The organism is Lysinibacillus sp. NPDC093692 (assembly GCF_050280125.1).
In the GTDB taxonomy this organism is placed as follows: domain Bacteria; phylum Bacillota; class Bacilli; order Bacillales_A; family Planococcaceae; genus Lysinibacillus.
The window spans coordinates 51543-74762 of the sequence record NZ_JBNNUW010000014.1; the positions used below are offsets into that span (position 1 = coordinate 51543).

Annotated in this window: 19 protein-coding genes and 2 pseudogenes; all 21 read left to right on the forward strand. The window is 33.5% G+C overall.

What is annotated here, in order from left to right; genetic code table 11:
• Positions 1–127 precede the first annotated feature (127 nt).
• The 21 genes and pseudogenes from ACQKN4_RS15535 to ACQKN4_RS15635 all read left to right on the forward strand — a co-directional run bounded on the left by ACQKN4_RS15535 (position 128) and on the right by ACQKN4_RS15635 (position 23215).
• The gene (locus ACQKN4_RS15535) at positions 128–706 is read left to right on the forward strand and encodes an imm11 family protein (RefSeq protein ID WP_427484132.1); all 579 of its coding nucleotides are present in this window, start codon (positions 128–130) and stop codon (positions 704–706) included.
• A 278-nt stretch (positions 707–984) separates the two neighbouring features.
• The gene (locus ACQKN4_RS15540; RefSeq protein ID WP_427484133.1) at positions 985–2025 is read left to right on the forward strand and encodes a CAP domain-containing protein; all 1041 of its coding nucleotides are present in this window, start codon (positions 985–987) and stop codon (positions 2023–2025) included.
• A gap of 360 nt (positions 2026–2385) precedes the next feature.
• Entirely contained in the window at positions 2386–2793 is a 408-nt protein-coding gene (locus tag ACQKN4_RS15545) for an immunity 22 family protein (protein WP_427484134.1), read from the forward strand.
• Positions 2794–3074: 281 nt separating this feature from the next.
• Entirely contained in the window at positions 3075–3356 is a 282-nt protein-coding gene (locus tag ACQKN4_RS15550) for a hypothetical protein (RefSeq protein WP_427484135.1), read from the forward strand.
• A gap of 218 nt (positions 3357–3574) precedes the next feature.
• Entirely contained in the window at positions 3575–3934 is a 360-nt protein-coding gene (locus ACQKN4_RS15555; protein ID WP_427108132.1) for a hypothetical protein, read from the forward strand.
• A gap of 587 nt (positions 3935–4521) precedes the next feature.
• Positions 4522–5184 (forward strand): hypothetical protein, encoded by a 663-nt coding sequence (locus ACQKN4_RS15560; RefSeq protein WP_427484136.1) that lies wholly within the window; start codon positions 4522–4524, stop codon positions 5182–5184.
• A 341-nt stretch (positions 5185–5525) separates the two neighbouring features.
• Positions 5526–6392 carry a hypothetical protein gene (locus tag ACQKN4_RS15565; protein ID WP_427484137.1) on the forward strand — a complete coding sequence of 289 codons (867 nt, stop codon included), beginning with the start codon at positions 5526–5528 and terminating at the stop codon, positions 6390–6392.
• Positions 6393–6827: 435 nt separating this feature from the next.
• A complete protein-coding gene (locus ACQKN4_RS15570) occupies positions 6828–7034 on the forward strand; it encodes a DUF7716 domain-containing protein (RefSeq protein ID WP_427484138.1) in 207 nt (68 codons plus the stop codon).
• Between the two features lie 87 nt (positions 7035–7121).
• Positions 7122–7529 (forward strand): hypothetical protein, encoded by a 408-nt coding sequence (locus tag ACQKN4_RS15575; protein ID WP_427484139.1) that lies wholly within the window; start codon positions 7122–7124, stop codon positions 7527–7529.
• 389 nt (positions 7530–7918) lie between these two features.
• The gene (comX, locus tag ACQKN4_RS15580; RefSeq protein ID WP_079562919.1) at positions 7919–8077 is read left to right on the forward strand and encodes a competence pheromone ComX; all 159 of its coding nucleotides are present in this window, start codon (positions 7919–7921) and stop codon (positions 8075–8077) included.
• A 50-nt stretch (positions 8078–8127) separates the two neighbouring features.
• Positions 8128–10404, forward strand: a complete 2277-nt coding sequence (locus ACQKN4_RS15585) for an ATP-binding protein (RefSeq protein ID WP_427484140.1) — start codon at positions 8128–8130, stop codon at positions 10402–10404.
• A gap of 306 nt (positions 10405–10710) precedes the next feature.
• Positions 10711–11001 (forward strand): serine hydrolase, encoded by a 291-nt coding sequence (locus ACQKN4_RS15590; RefSeq protein ID WP_427484141.1) that lies wholly within the window; start codon positions 10711–10713, stop codon positions 10999–11001.
• Positions 11002–11120: 119 nt separating this feature from the next.
• Complete coding sequence (locus tag ACQKN4_RS15595) at positions 11121–11501, forward strand: hypothetical protein (protein WP_427484142.1); 381 nt, start codon at positions 11121–11123, stop codon at positions 11499–11501.
• A 387-nt stretch (positions 11502–11888) separates the two neighbouring features.
• On the forward strand, positions 11889–12578 hold the full coding sequence (locus ACQKN4_RS15600) for an endonuclease V (protein ID WP_427484143.1): 690 nt from the start codon (positions 11889–11891) through the stop codon (positions 12576–12578).
• Between the two features lie 77 nt (positions 12579–12655).
• A complete protein-coding gene (locus ACQKN4_RS15605; RefSeq protein ID WP_427484167.1) occupies positions 12656–13135 on the forward strand; it encodes an SMI1/KNR4 family protein in 480 nt (159 codons plus the stop codon).
• Between the two features lie 224 nt (positions 13136–13359).
• Positions 13360–16224, forward strand: a complete 2865-nt coding sequence (locus ACQKN4_RS15610; protein ID WP_427484144.1) for a hypothetical protein — start codon at positions 13360–13362, stop codon at positions 16222–16224.
• A 525-nt stretch (positions 16225–16749) separates the two neighbouring features.
• Entirely contained in the window at positions 16750–18054 is a 1305-nt protein-coding gene (locus ACQKN4_RS15615) for a hypothetical protein (RefSeq protein WP_427484145.1), read from the forward strand.
• Positions 18055–18504: 450 nt separating this feature from the next.
• Positions 18505–19731, forward strand: a complete 1227-nt coding sequence (locus ACQKN4_RS15620; protein ID WP_427484146.1) for an MFS transporter — start codon at positions 18505–18507, stop codon at positions 19729–19731.
• Between the two features lie 16 nt (positions 19732–19747).
• Positions 19748–20404: pseudogene (locus tag ACQKN4_RS15625) on the forward strand (amidohydrolase); the annotation flags it as partial.
• 940 nt (positions 20405–21344) lie between these two features.
• Positions 21345–22103 (forward strand): annotated as a pseudogene (locus tag ACQKN4_RS15630) (amidohydrolase); the annotation flags it as partial.
• A gap of 140 nt (positions 22104–22243) precedes the next feature.
• On the forward strand, positions 22244–23215 hold the full coding sequence (locus ACQKN4_RS15635; protein WP_079562968.1) for a glutaminase: 972 nt from the start codon (positions 22244–22246) through the stop codon (positions 23213–23215).
• The last annotated feature ends 5 nt before the right edge of the window (positions 23216–23220 follow it).

Below are 23220 nucleotides of genomic sequence, written 5' to 3' on the forward strand. Positions count from 1 at the left end.
TGAAAATAGGACAGAAAGAGAAATGGACTGCTCAACAGTATCATGATTCTATGCAATCAGTAATAAACGAACTAAGACAGGATTTGAGAAAAGGTAAAATAAGAATACATTGTGAAGGGTGATATTTATGAGTTACTATCAGTTATCTAGCAATTACAGACGCGATGTTTTTTTTTCTTATACTAAAAAGAACACATATAATCGGTTTGACTTAGCGGAAGGTATTGTCTATCCTTTGGATGAGAAACTTTTTTATTCAGTAGATAAATTTGATACTTATTTAAACAAGTACGATATTTTGCCAACAATAGGGGGAGTATTGGTAAGTTTAAAATTTAAAAAGATGATAGAAGGATTAGGTTCAGATTGTCAGTTCATTCCTGCAGTTATAACGTCCACAAAGACGGACGAAATCAATGAATCGTTTTTTGTCATGAATGTATTAAATGTAGTACCTTGTTTAGATATGGAGAATTCAGAATATAGACCATTATTAAAGTCTATGCCTGATGGACCAATCGATATATTATCTATAAAATATGTACAAAATTCTCTAAACGGGCATCATATTGTAAGAATGAGAGAATATACAGAAAATATCACCGTTGATGATATATTTATAAAAGCATGTAAAGAAGAAAAGATAAAGGGAGTAATGTTTGTTAAAGAGGGAAGTACCCAACGACCGGAATTTGTCGAAATATAAACTATGATTTAATGGCCCAACCTCCTTTGAATTTAAATGGTGTTTATAACCAACAATCTCTGAAAAAGAGAATTTGATATAGTTGATATCGAGCAGTACGAAGATGTAAAAACAGGACTGTACAGTACAGTACTTTAGCCTGTTCTGTATTATTCACTTGGTGATATAAGATTGTTTAAGAACATATGTAAAGGGGAGGTCATAAGCTCTTTCTTTACATATGTTTTTTATTTAAAAATTTACTATCTTCATCTAAGGGCCATGAGCCGTACTACAACGTGCTTTCACAAACAGATTACTGGTGGACAAACGTTAAAAATGCAAATTTATATATTACACGTGATGACGTTGCACGATTTATTTTATATGCGACGACAAACAATACCCAAAGCGGTGATGCTGCCTTTCTTCTGCTAAAAGATTTAAAAATTACAACAGCCGCTACTTACGAACAATTTGGTGCAGATAATAATTTAACGAGAGCAGAAGCAACAAGCTTTTTACATCGCTTGTATACCAACTTTATTACGCTCAAACCAACATTTGCTCAGCAAACAGATCCAACACTTGAAACAATTCAATTAACAGATTCCATTCGCTTAGAATATACAAAAGATGAAACAATGTTTGTTTATGATCATAATCAACTAACCGCAATGGTTTATGGTAAAAATGGTAAACAGCTTGGCAATGTCACAGTCGGGGAAATACTAAATGAAGCGACATTGAACTGTCCATATGGTCTGACAACGGCTGGATATCAAAATAATAATATTACATGCCAAGTGACACCTGTAAGCAAGTATGTTTATTTTGTTGATCGTTTAGATGCAGACAGAGTCCTATTTGCTATTGACATATTTAAAGATGGTGCAGCTGCTCTGTTTAACTATACTAAGGATTTTAATTCGTTAAATTTAGATGAGATAAGAAAATTAAATGTCATTTTAACAAATCAAACTCGCGCGAAGTTTAACGTAGCTCCAGTAAGACTTGATACAGTGCTGACTGATGCTGCACAATACCATGCAACAGATATGGCAACTAACGCTTTTTTTAGTCATACTAATTTAACTGGGCAGTCACCAAGTGATCGTGTGAAAATGATGGGATATCATTATCCATATGCAGCAGAGATTATCTTTTATGGACCCAAAAATACATTTGAAGTACATGCTGGCTGGATGAATAGCTCGGGGCATCGAAAGATTATAATCAGTCAGGATTATACGGTGATTGGTACAGGTATTGCGGCACAAAAAGATGTAGCAGACAACGTAAAAACACTTTATTACACAGATAATTTTACAAAGAAATAACCTGATCAAACGTCGTGCGAGACATTAAATCTTACGCGGCGATTTTTGCATTGTTATGAATGTAATCGTCAAATAACGCCACTAATTTTCCAATGGGCGCTATTGTTATGCTATCTGGGGTCCCGACAGAAAAATATGAATTTACAATGTTAAGGAAATAATGGTTAAAATGTATTTTTTGAAGATATATTTGATGGAGATGGAAATATTATATCAGGTAAACATCACAGTAGTAGTGCAAGTAAGAGATTCCAAGACATGTAAATTAAACAGTTAAAGAGTGATAAGACGAAGGAAGAAGCACTTGGAATAATCAATAAAAATCATGATCATCATATGAAGATGAGGTGTAAATAACAAATGAATTATGGAGAACAAAACACATCTAAAGTGCATATTTGGGTAGGAATTAATTTTGAGAAGGATTATGAGGAGTACTTTGAATTAGACTATAGAGAAGATGTAGAAATAGGAGATTTAGATTATAAAATCTGTGGTTTTTGTAAAGATATAGGGGAAGTATTTTACGATGAGGACTGGATTGGATATACCCAGCACTCACAAGAGATGGACTTAGATATTCTGATAAATCAAGATGAATTATCAGTTACGGAAGAAACTATAACAAAAATTAGAGAGATTTGTATAAAGAAGGGCGTTGAAAAGGCGAATGCAGTGTTTTGGTATTATGATGGTGATATTATGATAAAAGAAAAAGAAAAGCTTTATAATGAGTTAACTTATATTGGAATATTTGGTGCTATTTAGTATTTAAGTCGGAATAAAGCGAAAATAATCAAAATAATTGGGTTATACGGTAAGTGGGAAATAGTATGACGGATTTCTACATTAACTATCAGAAAACTTGCAATGAGGTATTAAATACATACGTGAAAAGACATTTTATGTGTCAGATTGTAAAAAAGGCTTTTTGAGAATGAATGTTCCATACCCAAAGGCTTTTATTACTTTATTTAAAAAAGTTTTAAGAGTAAAAAGTGAACTGAAAATCTTAAAGGATGGGTAAGTATTCTATTAGGAGGATGTAAATGAAGAAAGCGATAATTTATTGGTTTTCAGAAGCGGAAGGAGGAAGAAAAGCTCCTCCAACAGGAACAGAGTATTATCCGACTACAGAAATACTAGAAGATGGCAAGGTGTGGAGTTTAGGTATTAAATTCGATAGGACAAATCCGACGCAAAATAAAATGATAGATAACTGTGAAGTTTGTTTTTTATTTGATCATGCACCACAACGCTTACTAAGTAGTAATGAGGAACTTATCATATGTGAAGGACCTCATAAAGTAGGTAAGATGGTAATCAAGTAATATATAATCCTTCCTGTCAAATAAACATTGAGTGTTTCATGTCTATTTGCTACATGAGTTTATGTGTTAGAAAAAGAACTGTTTTATCTTGTGTATATACTACACACTCTCCTTCCAATTTGTGAACGATTGCCTAATTCATCATAGCTACTTGCAATCTAAGTTAAATACCTAAAAGTGCCTATACTATTCATAAAAAGGGAAGGTGTCGTTAAATTATGAGAATAGATTATCGAAGTGAAATCGACAAAATTAGAGATTCTTTAAAGAACTACTACAAAAACTACTACAATGAGCAATTCAAAACTGAAGAGGAAGATTACATTGAAAACAAAAAGACTAAAGAACAAATAAAAAAATTAATAATTCAAGTATATAATGATAGTACTCTGTCTGAAGCAGACAAAGGGTATATAATAAAATTAGCGGTAGAACTTCTGGCAAAAAATACAGGTTGTGCAGAAGACTTAGATATTGCTGAAGATATTCTTGATTGTCTTTTTAATGATATGAAAATACTAAGTCAGGATAATATTGATAATTTTTACGAGCAATTTTCATGCGGAAGATGGTATTAAGGACTGGATCATTCTAAAAAAAGAAGTCTTGAGTTTAGAAAAGTAAAAATAAAGCCTATGTACAAATAGAAAATAGACTCGCCATTACTTTTCATGACATAACGAGTCTATTTTCTATTATTTTGTTTTAGTGATGAGAATTAAGAACAAGGAGATTGCGATTATTGTAAGAGCGAAAATATCAACATTATTAACATATACGAACTAACAGATGATTTTGAAAAAGTAATGGATTGTTATCAAGTAACAGAACCATATCATAATTTTCATCCTGAAGTTTATTACAGGTACTAAAGACCCGAGAATGAAATCACTTGTTGCATAAATTCAAGCAAATGGAATTGAATCGCATGGAAAATATAATGGAATTTGGTTACTGACACGAGAATAATGATAAAGTAATAGGTGGAGCAGATACTTCTCATCAACAAGATGATCTACATAGAAAAGATTACAAATACGAACTATTCGATAGATTAGATAATAAGGAAAAGTTTGAGAATGAACTGAAGAAAAATAAAGAAGGAACTAAATAAAGGACGGACTTGGGGAACAAAAATAATTAAAGAATTAGGGGAGTGTATAAGATGATAGAAAAAGATTACGAGATGATTGTAAAAATATTCGAGGAATATCGTTCCTCATATAATGTGTTGCATCATCAAGTTGAAGACGTTGAAAATGAAACGATTATTTGGAGCAATTCTTATCTAGAAATATACCCATATCAATATGAATTAGATCAATTACCAAAACCAAAAATTTATAAAAAGGAACCGAAATCTAAGGAAGGAATTATAGTGAATAAGTTGAAAAACAATGAACTGTATTTTTCTTATGACGCTGAAAATAAGGGGTGGGGGAGTTCTTTTATAATAAATGAAACTGAAAAGAAAATCTGTCTTAGATTTCGTAGTAATAGGGCTGGTGAAATGGTTTTAAGCCAAGTACATTGTATAATATATGAAGGATCAGTGATAGAAAAAATATTATTCTACAAAAGGGACGATGATAGGAACAAAGAAACGTTTATGGTTGACAGATATTCTTATAATGACAATTTGACTGCTCATACTATTATTAGAGATGGTTTCTTTGAAGAAAAAATAAAAATTTTACCCACAAGGACATTTAGATTTGAGTATGAAAATGGAGATGTACGTATTTACTCGAAACAATTGAAAAAAAATCTAAAAGTTGTTGAAGATCTATTATATACCTCTAGAAAGTCAAAAAAAAATAAACAGTGAAATCAGAGACAGGTAATGCGAAACGAAAATAGGGAAATAAGGTTATAATTCTAGAAATTATAATTATCGGATGCAGTGCGATGGGATTCCAATACTCCATGTAGAGAAGAATAAACTTTCTTTTCTACATGGTTTTTTTGTTAGAAATGGAACAGGTTTAATTCATGTATTTCGTGAACACCACACCATCATTCCGAGAGTAAGTGTAAAAATGGGTATTTTTGGTCTTTGGATTGCGATAAAATAAGAGAAGTATTGGAATACGCAGGAGGCAATGTATCTATAGCCAATGTAGAATAAAAAGATTTTCAAGATAACAAATTGTAGATGAGGTAGAAGATATGAGAAGAGAGTTAAAAATATTACCTAAAATAGGAATAAACGAAGTAGAGCTATCTATGACATCTTCAGACTTACACAATATCATAGGTGAATTGGATACGAAAAATGTCAATGGAAAAGAATTTTTTCAATATCAAGATGATTTTATATTTCATTTTGTAGATGATGTTTTAGTAAGTATTTCTGTAAATAATCCTAAGAGTTTTTTCTTGAATACACAAAAAATTGATTTAATGAATGAATCAAAGCAATTTTTAAGCAAAGAAAATCCGTATTTTGTTGATGGATGTTATATATTTCCTCAGTACAACATGTCAATTTACGGTTTAGATTTTCCTAATGATAGAGTTCAATTAACAATTTGTTCAGATAACCAAAAAAATATTTACGAGAAAGATATAAAAGTAGGTTTTCCATTTAGAGGTATTGAAAATCAGCTTATAAACTTAAAGTATGAAATTACTCCGTATCAATCTGTAGGCTTATTGACATTCGGCATGCAACCGAGTGAAATTGAAAAAATATTGGGAACTCCTTTGAAAATAGGCAAGAATAACAAAAGGGGTATAACTACAGAAAACAGGGCGAATAGTCAAGCGATGTATAATGAAAAAGGACTGTTAATTCAACTAGCTTTTAATTGTAAAGAGGAAGTTTTTATTGATAATAAATTGGTATCAAAGCTCGGATCTAAATTGGATAGTTTAAAAAATGAAGAGTATTTTATAAACAGAAACTATAAAATATATTTCAAGTTTGGAATTGCATTAGATAATTTAGGAAACCTATCTTCTAATGATTTTATTTATATTTTTTCAGAAGAGATGATTCCTTATTGGAAAGATATATATCGCCCTTTAATCTAACGAATCATCAGAAGTGATGTGATTACTTTTTTATGTGCCTGGTAATTGTAACAAATGCCACATTTTTAGAAATCGATATACAAAACTTGATAGGAAAGTTGGATGCCAATCGAGTCGAGAACTTAACGACTTGGTAGAAAAGGGGAGCAATGTGTCTGCTCTTTTATTTTTGCTTGGAGAGATGGGCGACGTCATTAGATTAGTAAATAGAAAGTGGCTAGAAGAAAATATTGAGAATTATATAGAGCAGATTCCTATTTAGAATCAGATGATGAAGAATGGAAATATAGAAGAGTTGCCGAATTATATGTTCATTTAGGATTAAAAAAGTTATTAATTAGTCATTTATCTTTTTGTAATAAGCATGATTCACTGGAAATAAAGGAGATTGCTAGGGATTATGGATTTTCAATTTAAAAAAATTAATAGTTGATATTGGATCTCAATCCAACGATTACAGATGATGACGAGGAAGTATACCCGGATTGTGTAATTAATGAATCACTAGAATTCTTTTATGACGGACAACAATTTGAAGATGTGATAATGAATGTCTTACACCAGAAAAAACAAGCTTCAATTGATGACTTTATAATGGGGATAAATTATTATATGGAACAAGATACGTTTATGGATTTTTAGTCTACTGTATTTCAACATTTTCAATGATTAGCTCAACGGTTGCAAGAAGGATTTCATTGGATTGTAGGTATAAAAGGAGATTTCGTTATGGAAATATACATAAAAGTTTTTGAGAATATGGAGTTTTTTTGTAATACTAAATTGATTGAGATAATTAAAGGTGTTTCGCAAGAAGAATGCGATGATATCCTTGATAGCAGAAATAGTGATGAGTTTTCAAATAAGTGGATGGAGGTATATGCTGAGGTAAGAAAGAAGTTAAAAAATAGTACAGTCGATACTTGGTATATACAAAAAATTGAAAGCTTAAGGGAGAGAACTTTTAAAGCAATATTTGAGCACTCAAAGTCATCCGATCTTGCGGCTTATTTATCAGATGATATTGCATTATTATTAGAGGCAGTGCTTTGTGATATTAATAATAGTTGGTTAAATGGACTCTGGAAAGAATATTGTGCAGGAATAATCCCTTGTGGGAAAATACTCTTAGGATAAATCCATAAGACAAATTGAATCATTGGGGGAAATTGGACAAGTACTAAAAGTAGTTCCTTTTAATAAAGATAAATTATAAAAACATTGGCTTATTCCAACTTTAAAAGAGTAGAAGGAATACGCTTTTTTATTTTGAAATAATATCAAGTTATGGAAGGTTAAAATAGTGTTAAAACAAAATATTCGGAAAATTAGTACATTTTGTGAAAATGATACATAATCTATCGTTTATTTAGCGAATTGTAGAAAATATTGTTGATTAAACGTAAAGAGATAGTATAATGGGGGTATAGTTACATTTATGGTTATTAATCCCTTGGTAAAAGATTGGCAAAAGGTGTATTCCAGAAAGTGTAGCTATAAAAAAACTAATGAAATGAGGAGATTTTATGATTAATACGATCCAATATTTAGAGCAAAATCCGTCGATGGTAACTTTATTAAAAGAAAAAAAGGCTTCTCTACTTGGTGTTACAGAAATTGAACAAAAGGCAATTCTGGATTCTTTTGATGAAGAGCTGTGTGTTGAAAATCGCCTTTGGTATTAAGTAATATTAAAAGTATGTGGTTTTGGCTTGCTATAGGTATTTATTTAATAATGGGTTTTTACTTATTATATGTAACTTATAGCAAGCCTTTTATAAATATCGAGCTTAAGGAAGAAAATGGAGAATGGTTAGTGGTAGATTCATATTACAAAGATTGGGCTACTGAACAACAAATAGAACCCGGAGATATTATTATAAATGTAGATGGAACAGAGATTAATAATATTTCTAATATCAAATATGATTTCGTATTACGAGCAGCCAATGATTTAACGATAAAGAAATCTAATAGTAGTTTAATCCATATACACATAAAACCACTAGATATTCCCCAACAATTTTATTATGTACTAATAGCACCAACTTTTTATTTTTTTCTTACTCTTCTAATTTCTTTATTTTTGTATTTTAAACAAAAGAATAACCCTTTAGTGAATATACTAATATTTTTTATACTCACTGTTTCATTAGCATATGTTAGTATAGGCGCGTCAGGCAAGATGGATAATGTTGGTATTATAATAAATCGTAGTAGTATGATACTTTGCTTAGTCTTATTAATTCATTTTCTTAGGAAATACTTTTTATTTATGAATTTAAAATGGATTTTTATTGACAATATTAAAGTATTTTACTTACTGCCTTTAATTGCTTTTTTTTCAAGCATTTACAGTGTTTTATATCCTTTCATCAATCCTATATTCTCTAGTTTAACCCTTTGGATATTTTTTATTTTGCTAACCGTAATTCTAGGTATATTGGGAATAAGTTACTTGAAATTTAAAACACCACAATTAAAAATATTTTTAAGTAGTATCATCATCCCGTTTCTACCGTTTTTGTTGCTATATGCGTTGCCAGAAATAATCTTCAATAAACAAGTGCTCTCTGCGGATATTAGTTCTTTATTTCTAATGTTAATACCTTATAGTTTTATTTGCACACAGCTCACTGAACGTATATTTGATATGGAGTACTTTATTACCCGTTTACGCCATTACTTTAATTTTTCATTTGTTTTTACTAGTTGGCTGTTAATGGGTCTTTATTGGCTTACTGATTTGTCTATGTCAAGAATGACGGAAATTTTCTTTTTTACATTCTTTTCTTTAATAGCACTTTTCTACATTAAAGAGAAAATAGATTATCATAAGCGAAAAATTCTTTTTTCAACAAAAGGGGATTATATCCATCGATTGTATACGACAGTTGATAGTATCGGAAGGGTCGTAAAAATTGAAGACTTACTTGAGAAATTTGTTCGAGAAATCGCGGTACACCTTGAGATTAAACATGTTTACATATTAACCTACGATTTGCAAACACATCAAATTACTTCCACAAGGACATCCAAAGAATATACTCAAAATCAAATGAACGAAATAGAGCTTGAGCAACTCCGCTTGGGAGATATAAAGAAGACAGAGCATTTTTATATTGCTTTTATCCACCAAGATATGAATTATAAAAGAATACTAGTCGTAGACCACAATAAATCTATTCATCTAAAGGATGAGGAATTATTATGGCTTGAATTATTGCTTTTATATGTAAATAATTTTATTGAAAATACGAAAATGGTGGAAGATCTATTAGAGCAGTTAAAGCATATGAAAGAGGCTGATAGAAGTCAGTTACCGTGGCTTAATAAGTTACTTTGGCTACGATTTGAACAAGAAAAATATCAATTAGCACAAGAGCTTCATGATACGGTTTTACAAGAGCAACTCCATATTGCTAGGGAGATGGATGTATTTATCCACGCGAAGAAAAAGACGGATATTCAATCGGGTCTTGGTAAGATCCATGAACATATGATTACATCTTTAAATGATTTAAGAGGCTACTGTGAAAATTTGAAGCCGCCATTATTAGATACATTAGGCTTAAATGCTGCGCTTGAGAAGCTTATTCAAAAAGTTCATAAACGTTCTGATTTTGTTTTAATTTATACAATTGATCGTCTATATTTAGAGGATGAGCGTTTAAACTTAATGATTTATCGGCTTTTCCAAGAGTTGTTAAATAATGCTTTAAAACATTCGTATGCCAACACTGTCGAAATTCATCTATTAGAAACAGAACAGGGCTTTGAAATTATTTATGCTGATGATGGTGTAGGATGTAAAATGGAGGAAATCATAATTGCTGATTCAATGGGCATCCGGGGAATGCAAGATAGGGTACAGGCCTTTAATGGTCAGTTTTCTATCAACACCAATGTAGGAGAGGGAATGTCCATTCGAATTAAAGTAATTGAAGCGGATCATACCCATTCTTATGACTACGATACTTATAATAGAAGACCAATTCCTAGTAGAGGATAATATATGAATAGAAAGAAAGACATGAGCTATTTTCGTACCTCCTAATCTTTTCGTAATGTGTAAAATTCACAGTATGAATATGGATTAGGAGGTTTTGCTTTGAAGTATATTTATATAGAGAGGATTTAATATCTTCACGGATATAGAAGAAATGATCCTAAGGTATACATCACAACAAATGAAATTGATTTGAAAAGGATAGCCGTTTACTAATCTATACAAGATATGCGGATTTAGTAACTCTTCAGGTAAGGAAAATCCATCAATATAAAGAAAGATTAATTATTCTAGTAAGGAGAAACTCACATGCTTTTAGAGGAACGGTTAAATAATTGGATAGATTCTTATAATCGAAACGGTTATTTGAATGGTACTTTATTAATTGCATCCAATGAGAATATTCTTTTAAACAGAGGTTTTGGTATTGCGAATTGGGAGCATAGCGTTCCGAATGTGCCAACAACTAAATTTCGTATTGGGTCACTTACGAAAGCATTTACAGCGTTGGCTATATTTCAATTGCATGAAAAGCAAAAATTGTATATGGATGATTACGTAGGAAAATTTCTACTTGATTATCCGAATGGCAACAAATAACAATCTATCATTGTTTAACTAATAGTTCCGGAATACATCATTTTGGAGATATTAGCGGTTTTTCAAGTGATTTCCTTAGATTTATTGATGATCAAGTTACGATTATCTTTTTAAGTAATATGAATGTTACACCTGTCATGCATTTAAGTAGAGAGATTGCAAAAATTGTTTTTGATAAAAATGTATCTTCACCAGCACCTGCAGTTCCGATAGCATTCATAAAGAAAGATTCAATCGTTGGGCAATATGTAATAGAAAATGAAGACAAAGTACTTACCATTACTATTAAAAATAAAGAACTTTATCTAACAGTCCCCAAGATGTATGGAGCTTTATATAAATTTAAGCTTATACCATTTAGTCATGACGCTACGAAAACGGCTTTTTTAACCGAGATGATTTATGAACGATTGATATTTACTTATTCATTATCAGGCGAAATAGAGCGTGTGCAATACGTCGATTGTTATGAAAAAACTTATATGCTTTATAAGCAATAGATGGAGCATCAATATTATATTTTGAAACTTAGAATGAGGCATCCCAACTCATTAGTTGAGATGCCTCATTGAATTTATTCATTAAATACGCTTGGCGTGAACACGAAGATACTTTTCGACATCATTGTAAAGTCCTGCTTGGTTTGCGTATTTCACGTGGTTTTTTGCGGTTCTTATGACTTCGATGCGTATCATAGAAGGCCAACTTACTCATAGAAAAAAGACATGAGCTATTTTCATACCTCCTAATCTTTTCGTAATGTGCAAAATTCACAGTACGTGTATAGATTGGAGGCTTTTGCTTTGAGGTGCAACATTTCCATTAACAAATACCCCATTATTTGTATGTCGTGATAGTATATTTATATTAGAGGAGATGAAATCTTCATGGAAATGGAAGACATGATCTTGAATTATACTTCGCAACAAAATGAATTAAGGAAGCGTATTTCACTACAAAACAATTTTTCAGCCGATCAAATTAAACTCGTTGCAGGAGTAGATATTGCCTATTGGGATGAAAATAATAAAGAATATGGAGCTTGTTGCATTCAAGTTATTGATTTTAATTCCAAAAAGATAGTTGAACAAATTGAGTACATAAATGAAATTACAATTCCGTATATTTCTGGTTTTTTAGCCTTTCGTGAATTGCCTCTTGTATTAGAGGCTGTTAAAAAATTGAGTACGAACCCAGACCTTTATATGTTTGATGGAAATGGGTATTTGCATAGTCGTCATATGGGCATTGCTACCCATGCCTCATTCTTCTTGGAAAAACCTACAATTGGTGTTGCCAAAACTTATTATAAAATAGAGAACACTGATTTTATAATGCCGGAAAATATAGCTGGAGCGTTTACTGATATTGTGATTGATGGGGTAGTGTATGGTCGTGCTCTAAGAAGTAGAAAGGATGTTAAACCGATATTTGTTTCATGTGGTAACGAGATTGATTTAGATACGGCAACTAATATAACGATGCATTTTATTGAAAAAGATAGCCGTTTACCAATCCCCACAAGATATGCTGATTTAGCAACTCATCAGGCAAGAAAGCTACAACGAGATTATTAAAATGAGAGGGATAAAATTTGAAAAGTGAAGCCGAAATTCTATGGAATCGTATCATTGAAAAAAATTCGAAGTTAGAAATGAATGGTAGAGAAGCATTAAACCTTCAGCCTGGTGCAACAGCTGAAGAATTTCAACTAATCGAAACTACATTAGGTATTACTCTCACTGAAGAGATGAAAAGTTTTTATAGTATATTTAATGGGCAAGACTGGTCGCAAGGAGTACTGCCCTTTGCTAGAAATTTAACACTTTCTCCTATTTCTGAAATTATTGATAATTGGGAGTTTCTACAGGAGGAGATTGATCCAGATGATTTGTTTCCAGATATAGAGTATGGTGTTGAGGTTAAACCAACGCTTTGGAATAAAAAATGGATTCCGATTGCTGAAAATGGTGGAGGTGATTATCTTTGTCTTGATACAGATCCAACAAAAGAAGGAGTAGTGGGTCAGGTCTTGTATTTTTGGCATGATTGGGGAAATCGAACAATTGAGGCAAAGGGTCTTTTTGAATTTATAGAAATCTGTTTAAATGAAAAAAATGATTCTGATATTTAATAAGGAGATAAACGACGATGATTCAGTTGATGAAGCGGCAATAGATTCTTCAGTATATAGAGAGTGAAATAAATAGTGTGAAAATCAATGTGAAATCAAAATAGTATTATTTTCTGTTTTGGAATAGGAGGAAATACACTTTTTAGAATTAATCTATAAAATGAAGAGAATTATTAAAAATGTAGCCGATATAATTCAATAGATGATAGAGGAGGTATGGAAATTTGAATAAAAAATTACTTTTTACAGCAGCAGCTATTCCAGCGGCTCTATTTGTACCAACAGTTGCAGGAGCGGCGGGAACCGATACAGTTACAGTTACAGGGAAAAATACAGTAAATGAAACGTTAAAAGCTTCTATCGAAAACTTACCAGCAAGTTCAATTGTTAAAGGTTATCAATGGTACTATGTAGGTGGCTCTAATGATTCAACGAATAAACCAATCTCTGGTGCCACAACAGCGTCATTTACAGTACCAGTAGAAGCAGCAGGCAAAGCAGTTTTCGTGGAAGCGACTACAACAGAAGGCAATAAGTATAAGAGTGAACCCCGTTCGATTAATGAACTAAAACTTTCAATAACTAAACCTAGAATTGAAAGTAGTTCAAAATATGCAGTACCTGGTGAATCGGTACAAGTAGGAGGAGCAATTGTAACCGATGATGCTGGGGCAAAGTTACAAAGCAATCAAATTACATATAGCTATCAATGGTTTTATAAAGTTGGTGAATCCTTCACAATAATTGATGGAGCTACTAAAGACACATACAGAATTCCTAATAATGCTTTAACAGATGGCATTACAGATATAATGGTCAAAGTCCAGGCAAAGGTAGGCATTTCTTTGGTAGAATCTGCCGAGTCTGATGTGATAACAATATCTAATGAACCATCCGATTCAATGATTGAAGAAATTAAAACTTTATTAGTAAATGACAACACATATAATGTAACAAGTTTAGAATCTTTTAAGGCTAAAGTAACGGAATTAGAAAGTAAATATGAGGCACTATCGGCTGCAGCAAAGGCGAATGTGAAAAATTATGATGTATTAAAGAGAGCTGCTGTAGATGTAGATGTAATAAGCAAGTTAAATGAGAAAGTAGATAAGGTAAAAGAGATTAATGAAAAAGACCTACCGAAGTATTTAAAAGAAATCGATGAGGCCTATGACAAGTTGGATTTATTACAACGCAGCTTAGATCTAAACGATGCCTTATACAATAGCATTAAAAACATTTTGAAAGATCCTACAGATATCGAAGAATTTAAAGAAGTTAGAAGACTAAATCAGGCAATTGTTGCATTATTAGACTATAAAAGTTCTTTTGTTACGTATGTACCTACTAGCATCGAATCTTTAAAATCAGCAGTAGAAACAATAGAAAAGGATATAGCAAAATTATCTCAAAATTACCGAGCAACTGTTCAAAATCAAGTGATTTTAAGTGATGCTAAATCGGATATCAAAAAGGTCGAACAATTTATTAAACTTTTCGATAAGCTGTCACCTAAAGATTCACCTAGCAAACAGGTGACTACAGCAAAATCAATACGTACGGCTTATGAAAAACTAACTTATAAACAGCTACAACTAGTACCAACGGAATATAAGCATACATTACTTCAAGCTGAAAACGCAGAAAACAATCAAATAGACAACTTAAATAGAGAGATTGACAGTTATGTAGGCGATGTGGATGACAGTTACCCAATAGATCCATCAAAAGATTCTTGGCAAGGACATGTCAATAATGTAAACCGTATTATTAATGAGTATAAAGGTTTAACGAAAAATTCAGCGGCTAAAATTGTCGGGTATGATAGCTTGATAACTTTACAAAAGGATTTTAAAGCAGCTGAAAAAATTATTAAAGACATGGACGCTTACCAAAAGCTTTCAGAAACACCGGGGGTAGCTGAGAGTAAGTTAAAAACGAACTACACAAATGTATTGAAAGCTTATAATAAGTTAACTAGTTTACAACAGTCACTTGTTTATAATGCAAACGATTTTTTATTAAATACGCCAACAATTACAGTTAACGTAAATGGTAAGGAACCTGCTGATAAAGCGGCTGCATTGGCTTTAAAAGCCGAAGTTGAGAAGCTTGCTAATGTAACGAAATATACATTTGCACAATTCGAAAGTGCTGTAAATGTAGCAACAACAAAATATAAAAACCTATCTTCGGGTGGACGAAAGTATGTTACAAACTATTATTTATTAACAGCCGCCAGTAAAGATCTTTCTGGTGTTAAGTCATTCCATAAAAAAGTGCAAGCAGCACGACAAGAAACAGATGCTGCGAAACAAGCGAAAAAAATTCAAACCGTACAAACTGCATATGCTAAGCTACCAGCAAATCAACAGCATTTAGCCAAACAGCAATATGAAGATTTGCTCAATAATCGTCTAGAAGACGCACCAGATGTCACAACATTAAATAATGAGATTGCAAAAATTGTCTCAAATGATAATGAGACGTATACAGTTTCAATAGAAAAGATTAATGAGCTTTCAATTGAATATAAAAAGCTGAGCTCTAGTGATAAAAAACGTATTACGAATGCGTCGATCTTAACAACAGCGGTTTCTGATGTGAAAAAAGTAGAATCATTTATGAAGACGTATGACAAATCATTTACGAGTAACCCAACAACTGTTATTAAAGCTTTTAATAAGCTAACTTCAAAACAAATGAGTTTAGTTAGTCCAGAAATACGACAATCCATTATCGATAAGGATAAAGGTCAACAACAGTCTAATGAAAGTGCTTTGAAATTAGTTGAATCAATTAATTCACTGCTCGTAAATGGTGAATATATTGATGACTTGGAAACGAAAGTAAAAGAAATTCGTACAGCATATGATGCCCTTAGTTCTTCAGAAAAGAGTGTCGTGAAAAATTATTCTAAACTAACACAGGCCGAGAGTGACTTGAAAAAGGTAGCTGATGTACATGCGCTTTACGTACCTTCGACAGACGATAATGCAGCAGCTCGTAAAGCTTGGCAAACTGCGTACGGTAAGCTCTCGAAAAAATTAGAAATTTTATATAATAAAATGTATGTAAACGATTTATAAAACTGTTTAAGCCTAAACCCCGAATAACGAAATTATTCGGGGTTTTAGTATGCGCGATTGGCTTAGTTAGGTGATAAAGCATAAAAGTTTATCGATAAAAATCAAAAGTTAGGCGATAAAACGTGAAAGTTTATCGATAAAAATCAAAAGTTGGGCGATAAAACGTGAAAGTTTATCGATAAAAATCAAAAGTTGGGAGATAAAATATGAAAGTATTCCGATAAAATTAAAAGTTGGATGACGAAACGTAAAAATGTTTGCTACCGCTACGCTTCGGGCAAAAACCATCTGCCACTACCGCTACGCTTTCGCGCAAAAAAACATCTGCCGCCCAACGCCCCACAAAAGCAACCCGCTTAATTTGACACACTTAATTCATTGATATAAAGTCCACTGGTTAAATTTATCTTATTTATTTGTGTAGAATATCAATTCTTCGATATACTATTTATAGTTAATCTGTATAATAATTAAGAATTGTTTGTCATAACGAAAGTAGTTTGACATAGAAGGTAGGTACTAAAGATGTATAAAATAGGTGTTGTTGGCCCAATAAAATCCGTAAAAAAAATTATCGAATTAGCACATGAAATCGAAGAGGATATGGAGTTTATCCCATATATTTATACGATTGCTACAGAAACGCAACATCTTGTGGAAACCTACAATCAAGATGTTGATTTTTGGCTATTTTCGGGATACATACCTTATAAAATTGCTAGCCAGACAAGTGTTTCACAGGATAAGCTGGCACATATCATCTTTTCTGAGGCGGCTATTTACAAAGGCTTTTTTGAGCAATCCTATAAAGTAGGGAAAGTTATTGAGAATGTCAGTATTGATATTGTTTCATCACCTGCACAAATGTTGTTAGAAGGGGTAGCAGAGATCGAGAAAAATGTAAGGGACATGTATGTAAAGGAATTTGATGTGGCCATTGATCCGAAAGAATTATTTGATTTCCATTATGACCTATGGCTGAAGGGGAAAATCGATTTTGCGATCACATGTTACCCGTCTGTCGATGAAGAGCTGAAAAAGAGGGGAGTTCCCTCCTATTGGGTATCCCCTACAAAAACAGAAATTTACCATACCGTTCAGCTATTTACCGAAAAAATTAAAACGTCGTATTATAAAGAAACGCAAATAGGTGCTGTCATGCTCGAAATAAAAGAATTCGATTCATTGAAGGAAAGAATGAAACAAGGATATCGTATTCAATATTTAGAATTGCGCATGAAGGAAAACTTACTGCAATTATGCGAACAGATTGATGGTTCCTTAATCGAGGAAGGGAATGGGAGATATACTATTTTCAGTACGAGGGGAGCAATCGAAGGGCAGATTCAATTCATCAAGGAAAAGATGTACCAGCTGTCCATTGAAATGGAGGCAAAGGTTACAGCAGGAATAGGCTTTGCGCAAACGGTATTTAATGCCGAAGTAAATGCGCATAGAGCTTTACGTCAAACGAAAGAACATGAATCGATTGATATTGTCATGATTCAAGATGATGGTACAATGATTGAATCTGTCGGAAATAGCGAGGAGCTATCATATTCCTATCGAGCTGATGATCCTACTATCCTTGAAAAATTAAAAAAAGGCAATGTTAGCATTAAAAACTATACAAGAATACAAGCGCTAGTTCAAAAAATGAGTTGGAAGCATTTTACGACAAAGGATTTAGCCGCACAGCTTCAAATGAGTGAACGAAATGCACAGCGCATCGTGGCAGATTTATGTAGTGTAGGTTTAGCGGAAATTTGTGGAGAAGAATTACAGCATACACGTGGTAGACCAATAAAAATATACCAGCTTGTGATGTAGGTCAAGCGTATAAAATGTCCTAAACCAATGAATGGTTTAAGGGCATTTTTTGTTTGGCGGAAATTTGCGAAATAGAAAATACAGAATTTTTTTAGTTATTATTTGCTTTTGATGAATGTTTAAAAAGTGTAGACAAATCAACAGTTTCCAAGTTTCTATGACGTATGTTAGACACCTTTTTTTGTGCGATTATTTATTAAAAATTTTCAAAATAATATTGTCAATTCATAAAAAGTCGATTATTATACGAATATATAACGAAAATGTCGCTATATATAGGGGCCGATTTTAATAGGGAGAGATAAAAAATAGTATAGGAAAGTTGCAATAGGTATCGAGATGGAAGAATAAGAATTTTAGTTGTCGCAATATTCGAGTAAGTAACTGAATGTCTTTTTCCTTTAATACGATCAATTGCAGCAACGCAGTTTAAACATGGGAGGGATAGTAATGACAACGAATGAAGTAACCAAAAAATCCAGAAATTTAATCCTTGCACTCTTATTTTTAGGATGGTCATTAGGAAATCTAGATCGTTACATCATGAACTATGCAGTGGTATCGATTACGGGTGATTTAAATTTAGATGCTTCTTCCACTGGAATTATTTTAAGTGCTTTCTTTTTAGGTTATGCGATTATGCAAATACCTGGCGGCTGGTTGGCTGATAAATTTGGCGCTAAAAAGATCTTACTTTTTTCAGTAATTATGTGGTCGATATTCACAGGTTTGACGGCAATAGCTTGGTCTTTAGTTGCGATGATTATCATTCGATTTTTATTTGGTATTGGGGAAGGTGGGTTCCAACCATCGAGCTCTAAAATTATTGCGACGATTTATCCGAGGGAAGAACGAGGGCGAGCGATGTCAATTATGCTTTCCTCTGGAGGCATTGTTTCGTTAATCGTACCTTTACTCGCAGCTTATTTGTTAGGAACAATCGGCTGGCGTACGATGTTTGTTGTCATTGGTGCGATCGGAGCCATTATTGCATTTTTATATTGGAAATATATAAAACTTCCACAAGAGGAAGTAGTGGAAAGTAGTAATGGTAAAGAAAATACTTCTACGAAAGTAAACTTTAAGGAACTTTTTAAGACGCCGCTTATGTGGAATTTAATGATTGCTTATTTCTGTATTTATGCGGTGAACTGGGGATTAGTTTCTTGGATTCCAACATACCTTCAAAAAAATCGTGGACTCGATTTAATGTCTATTGGTTGGGCGCAAACAATTCCAGCTATCACTACTATTATCGGTATTTATGGAAGTGGTTATCTCATTGATAAGTTACCACGAGGAATGGACAAAATCTTAGGTTCAATTTCTTGTGGATTAATTGGTATTTTATTGTACTTCATGTTTACAGCGGAGTCGGTAACGATGTTTATTACGTATCAAACGGTCGTTACTTTATTTATTGCATTTGTTATTACATTACTACCTGCCATTGTGTTAAAGAAATTACCTTCTTCTATTACAGGTTCCGCAATGGGAGTTGCTAATACAGGCGGGCAATTAGCTGGATTTGTAACACCGATGGCAATCGGCTTTATGGTAGATGCTTTTAACGGTTCCTTCGATGCAGCATTTTGGATGTTAATTGGATTTGCAGTTATTTGTATTATTTCGCTTTTAACGTTAAATGATCAAAAAGGAAGTCTTTTGAATTCATAATAGGGGGTATAAAAAGATGAGTGTACATGAAAAAATTTCTTCATTAGTCGAGTCAAAAAGGGATGCTAGTATTCAATTAAGTGATGCTATTTGGGCAGTACCTGAACTTCACTTTCAAGAAAAGAAATCTGTTCAATATATGAAGGCAGCTTTAGAAAAAGAGGGCTTTGCAACAGAACTTGGCATTGCAGGCCTTGATACAGCACTAGTAGGAACGTATGGATCTGGAAAGCCGGTTATTGCCTTTCTCGGTGAATATGATGCACTGCCTGGTTTGAGTCAAAAAGGTGGGGCTACTCATTTCGAACCATTAGAGGACGGAGAAAGTGGCCATGGTTGTGGGCATAACTTATTAGGTACAGGAGCGTTCTCCGCGGCTGTTGCGGTGAAAGATTATTTAGAGCAAAATAATCAATCAGCGACAATTCGTTTCTACGGTTGTCCTGCAGAGGAGAATGGTTCAGGGAAAGCTTATATGGCGAAGGCTGGTATTTTTGATGATGTCGATATTGCAATATCCTGGCATCCTGGTACTTTTACGACTGTAATGACTTGCACCTCTCTTGCAAACTATGCAGTTACGTTTAAGTTTACGGGAAAAAGTGCACATGCAGCAGCAGCGCCACATTTAGGACGAAGTGCATTAGATGCAGTTGAACTTATGAATGTTGGGTAACTAAACTGTTACGATAAATTCAGACAAAACTATACAAATCTGTATAGAAGCATAAATTTATAACAGAATACCCTTCGTATCAAGCAATTGGTGCGAACTCCACGTTAATTGCTTTTAACTCCTAAAGCCTTGTGACCAACGCGGAGCTGGAAACGGCAGACGTAACGGTGCGAAAGCAGAAAAAACAACAAGGATGGCATAAGCTGAAAAAAAATCACTCAGTGTCCGTAAAAGATCATCGTGACAACGGAAAACGGTGGCGCTAAGTGCTTTGGCAATGGATGTTTAGCAGCGAAAGTCCTAAGTCTCTTATGAGACATGGAAGACGTTCAACGACTATCTCCTTGAGGGAGAGTAAAACCGCAAGCGAATGGCGGAAGAAAAATGTGGCTCTTATTAGAAGATAAGATGAAGATATAGTCTGCGCTTATGTGAAAGCATAAGAGGTCTACTCGTGAGAGAAAGACTGCATGAAGGGTTGCGCCTTCGTGTGAACAAGAAAAATATATACAACTATAAAAATGTTAACAACCTCTCTAAACAGGGTAATGTGATTTTATCATAGTGAAAGAGAGGTGGTACACATGGAGTTAATGTCCATTGAGAAATTTGCTAAACAAAAGTTGGTAATTGGTTATTGTCGAGTCAGTACACCATGTCAAGATGAAAAACAATGATCTGGATAAAGATTTGAATGCAAGCATTAATTTAGCAAATTATTCAATCTAAGGAGTTTAACTAAAAACTAAACCTTAGATGTGTACGCTACGATACTGCGGAATTTAAGCCTTTGGAGAGTCATACCAAATGGCAGTAGCTTTTTTGCGAAACCAGACTCGGAGAATAAGGAAGACACAAAACGAAATTCGAAAGATATAAGTTGTGTCACAGTAGAGCTGTTTACATTTTTTAGAAATGTATATGTTTTTCGTATCGGGTGAACTATTTACGCGAACATATCATTCCAGAAGCGCGTGTGCATTATGCGGTTACAAACACAGGGGGATCATCTCCAAATGTCGTTCAACCGTATGCAGAGGTGACATACTTAATTAGAGCACCTAAAAAGCATCAAGTACAAGAGATTTATCAACGTGTTGAAAATATTGCTAAAGGTGCAACATTGATGACTGAAACATCGTTAGAAATCGCCTTTGAGGGAGCAGCGTCCAATCTTATTCCAAATAAAACACTTTATGGTGCGATGCAAAAACAAATAATTGATTTAGGAATGCCTACTTATACAGGAGAAGATGAACAGCATGCCCAAGCTATTTTTAATACATTTACGCCTGAAATTCAGGCATCAGCATTAGTAGGTCTAAAAAAAGATGATGCTATGCAGTTACAAGGTAAAGTTATTGCTGACCACATCCCAAGTGTCCTACCTGAATTTATATTAGGTGGATCAACGGACGTTGGAGATGTAAGCTGGAATGTCCCAACTGTTCAATGTACAACTGTATGTATGGCACTAGGTACACCACTTCATACTTGGCAGGTTGTATCACAGGGTGTTATGCCAATAGCACATAAGGGGATGTTGCAGGCAGCAAAAATTATGGCTTGCACTGCTGTGGATCTAATTGATAATCCAGCACTGATTGAAGAAGCTAAAAAAGAATGGAAGGAACGTCTGGATGGGGAGACTTATGTTTCACTAATTCCAGAAGGTAAAATGCCTCCAAAATTTTAAAAAAGTTATACCAAAAAGAGTCTTCGTAGGGTAAACTATGGAGACTCTGTTTTTGCCTATTATTAAGTTTTTTCTTAGTTAAGTGTACTTATTGAGTAGTTATTGGCGTAAAATGCCGTTTTTTGAAAGGAGATTAGAAAATGCCGACAGAACATAACAATCATAATAATAATCAACTTGCGGCAGAATGGGTGGAACAGTTTCGTCCTTTTGCTAAAGAGGGGCAATGTGCAAGTTATATTCCTGCTTTAGCTGAAAAAGATCCAAATCAATTGGCGATTTCGATTATCGGTACTAATAATGACGAAATGAAAGCCGGAGAGACAACTGAACTATTTACGCTGCAAAGTGTTTCAAAGGTCGTTACATTTATTTTAGCGTGTATGGAACGAGGATTACCTTATGTTTTAGAACGAGTTGATGTTGAACCTACAGGTGACACCTTCAATTCAATCATTCGTCTAGAAAGCCATCAGCCTGGGAAACCTTTTAATCCAATGATTAATGCTGGAGCCATTACAGTATCCTCTATGCTTGACGGAAATTCTCCGCAAGAAAAGGTTTCAAAAATCCTTAATTTTTTAGAGCAAATGGTTGGCAAGGAATTAAAGGTGAATGAAGAGGTTTATCAATCTGAGTGGCAAACAGCAAATCGAAATCGGTCATTAGCCTATTATTTAATGGATTCTGGCTTTTTAGACTGTCCTGTAGAGGAAGCATTGGAGGTTTATTTAAAACAATGTGCGATTGAAGTAAATGTTTCAGATTTAGCAATGATTGGTTTAGTAATTGCCAATGATGGCTATCATCCTCTAACAAAAACACAACTTTTTCCTAAGCAAGTAGCAAAATTAGCAAAGGCATTGATGGTTACTTGTGGTATGTATAATGCTTCTGGTAAATTTGCTGCATTTATCGGGTTACCCGCTAAAAGTGGTGTTTCCGGAGCGATATTGGCGGCTGTACCAAGTCATGCAGGCTTAGATTCACCTTTTCCTGCTGGGAGCGGTATTGGCATATATGGACCAGCAATTGATGACATCGGGAACAGCGTAGCTGGCGTGAATTTACTTAAGCATATCGCTACCGAATGGAATATGAATATTTTTTAATCAAT

What these genes read in the sequence shown, in the direction of transcription:
- ACQKN4_RS15585 (WP_427484140.1), top strand. Translation starts at nt 8,128, where the DNA reads ATGGGTTTTTACTTATTATATGTAACTTATAGCAAGCCTTTTATAAAT.
- ACQKN4_RS15595 (WP_427484142.1), top strand. Translation starts at nt 11,121, where the DNA reads ATGAATGTTACACCTGTCATGCATTTAAGTAGAGAGATTGCAAAAATT.
- ACQKN4_RS15550 (WP_427484135.1), top strand. Translation starts at nt 3,075, where the DNA reads ATGAAGAAAGCGATAATTTATTGGTTTTCAGAAGCGGAAGGAGGAAGA.
- ACQKN4_RS15535 (WP_427484132.1), top strand. Translation starts at nt 128, where the DNA reads ATGAGTTACTATCAGTTATCTAGCAATTACAGACGCGATGTTTTTTTT.
- comX (WP_079562919.1), top strand. Translation starts at nt 7,919, where the DNA reads ATGATTAATACGATCCAATATTTAGAGCAAAATCCGTCGATGGTAACT.
- ACQKN4_RS15555 (WP_427108132.1), top strand. Translation starts at nt 3,575, where the DNA reads ATGAGAATAGATTATCGAAGTGAAATCGACAAAATTAGAGATTCTTTA.
- ACQKN4_RS15600 (WP_427484143.1), top strand. Translation starts at nt 11,889, where the DNA reads ATGGAAATGGAAGACATGATCTTGAATTATACTTCGCAACAAAATGAA.
- ACQKN4_RS15560 (WP_427484136.1), top strand. Translation starts at nt 4,522, where the DNA reads ATGATAGAAAAAGATTACGAGATGATTGTAAAAATATTCGAGGAATAT.
- ACQKN4_RS15575 (WP_427484139.1), top strand. Translation starts at nt 7,122, where the DNA reads ATGGAAATATACATAAAAGTTTTTGAGAATATGGAGTTTTTTTGTAAT.
- ACQKN4_RS15620 (WP_427484146.1), top strand. Translation starts at nt 18,505, where the DNA reads ATGACAACGAATGAAGTAACCAAAAAATCCAGAAATTTAATCCTTGCA.
- ACQKN4_RS15605 (WP_427484167.1), top strand. Translation starts at nt 12,656, where the DNA reads ATGAATGGTAGAGAAGCATTAAACCTTCAGCCTGGTGCAACAGCTGAA.
- ACQKN4_RS15635 (WP_079562968.1), top strand. Translation starts at nt 22,244, where the DNA reads ATGCCGACAGAACATAACAATCATAATAATAATCAACTTGCGGCAGAA.
- ACQKN4_RS15545 (WP_427484134.1), top strand. Translation starts at nt 2,386, where the DNA reads ATGAATTATGGAGAACAAAACACATCTAAAGTGCATATTTGGGTAGGA.
- ACQKN4_RS15590 (WP_427484141.1), top strand. Translation starts at nt 10,711, where the DNA reads ATGCTTTTAGAGGAACGGTTAAATAATTGGATAGATTCTTATAATCGA.
- ACQKN4_RS15615 (WP_427484145.1), top strand. Translation starts at nt 16,750, where the DNA reads ATGTATAAAATAGGTGTTGTTGGCCCAATAAAATCCGTAAAAAAAATT.
- ACQKN4_RS15565 (WP_427484137.1), top strand. Translation starts at nt 5,526, where the DNA reads ATGAGAAGAGAGTTAAAAATATTACCTAAAATAGGAATAAACGAAGTA.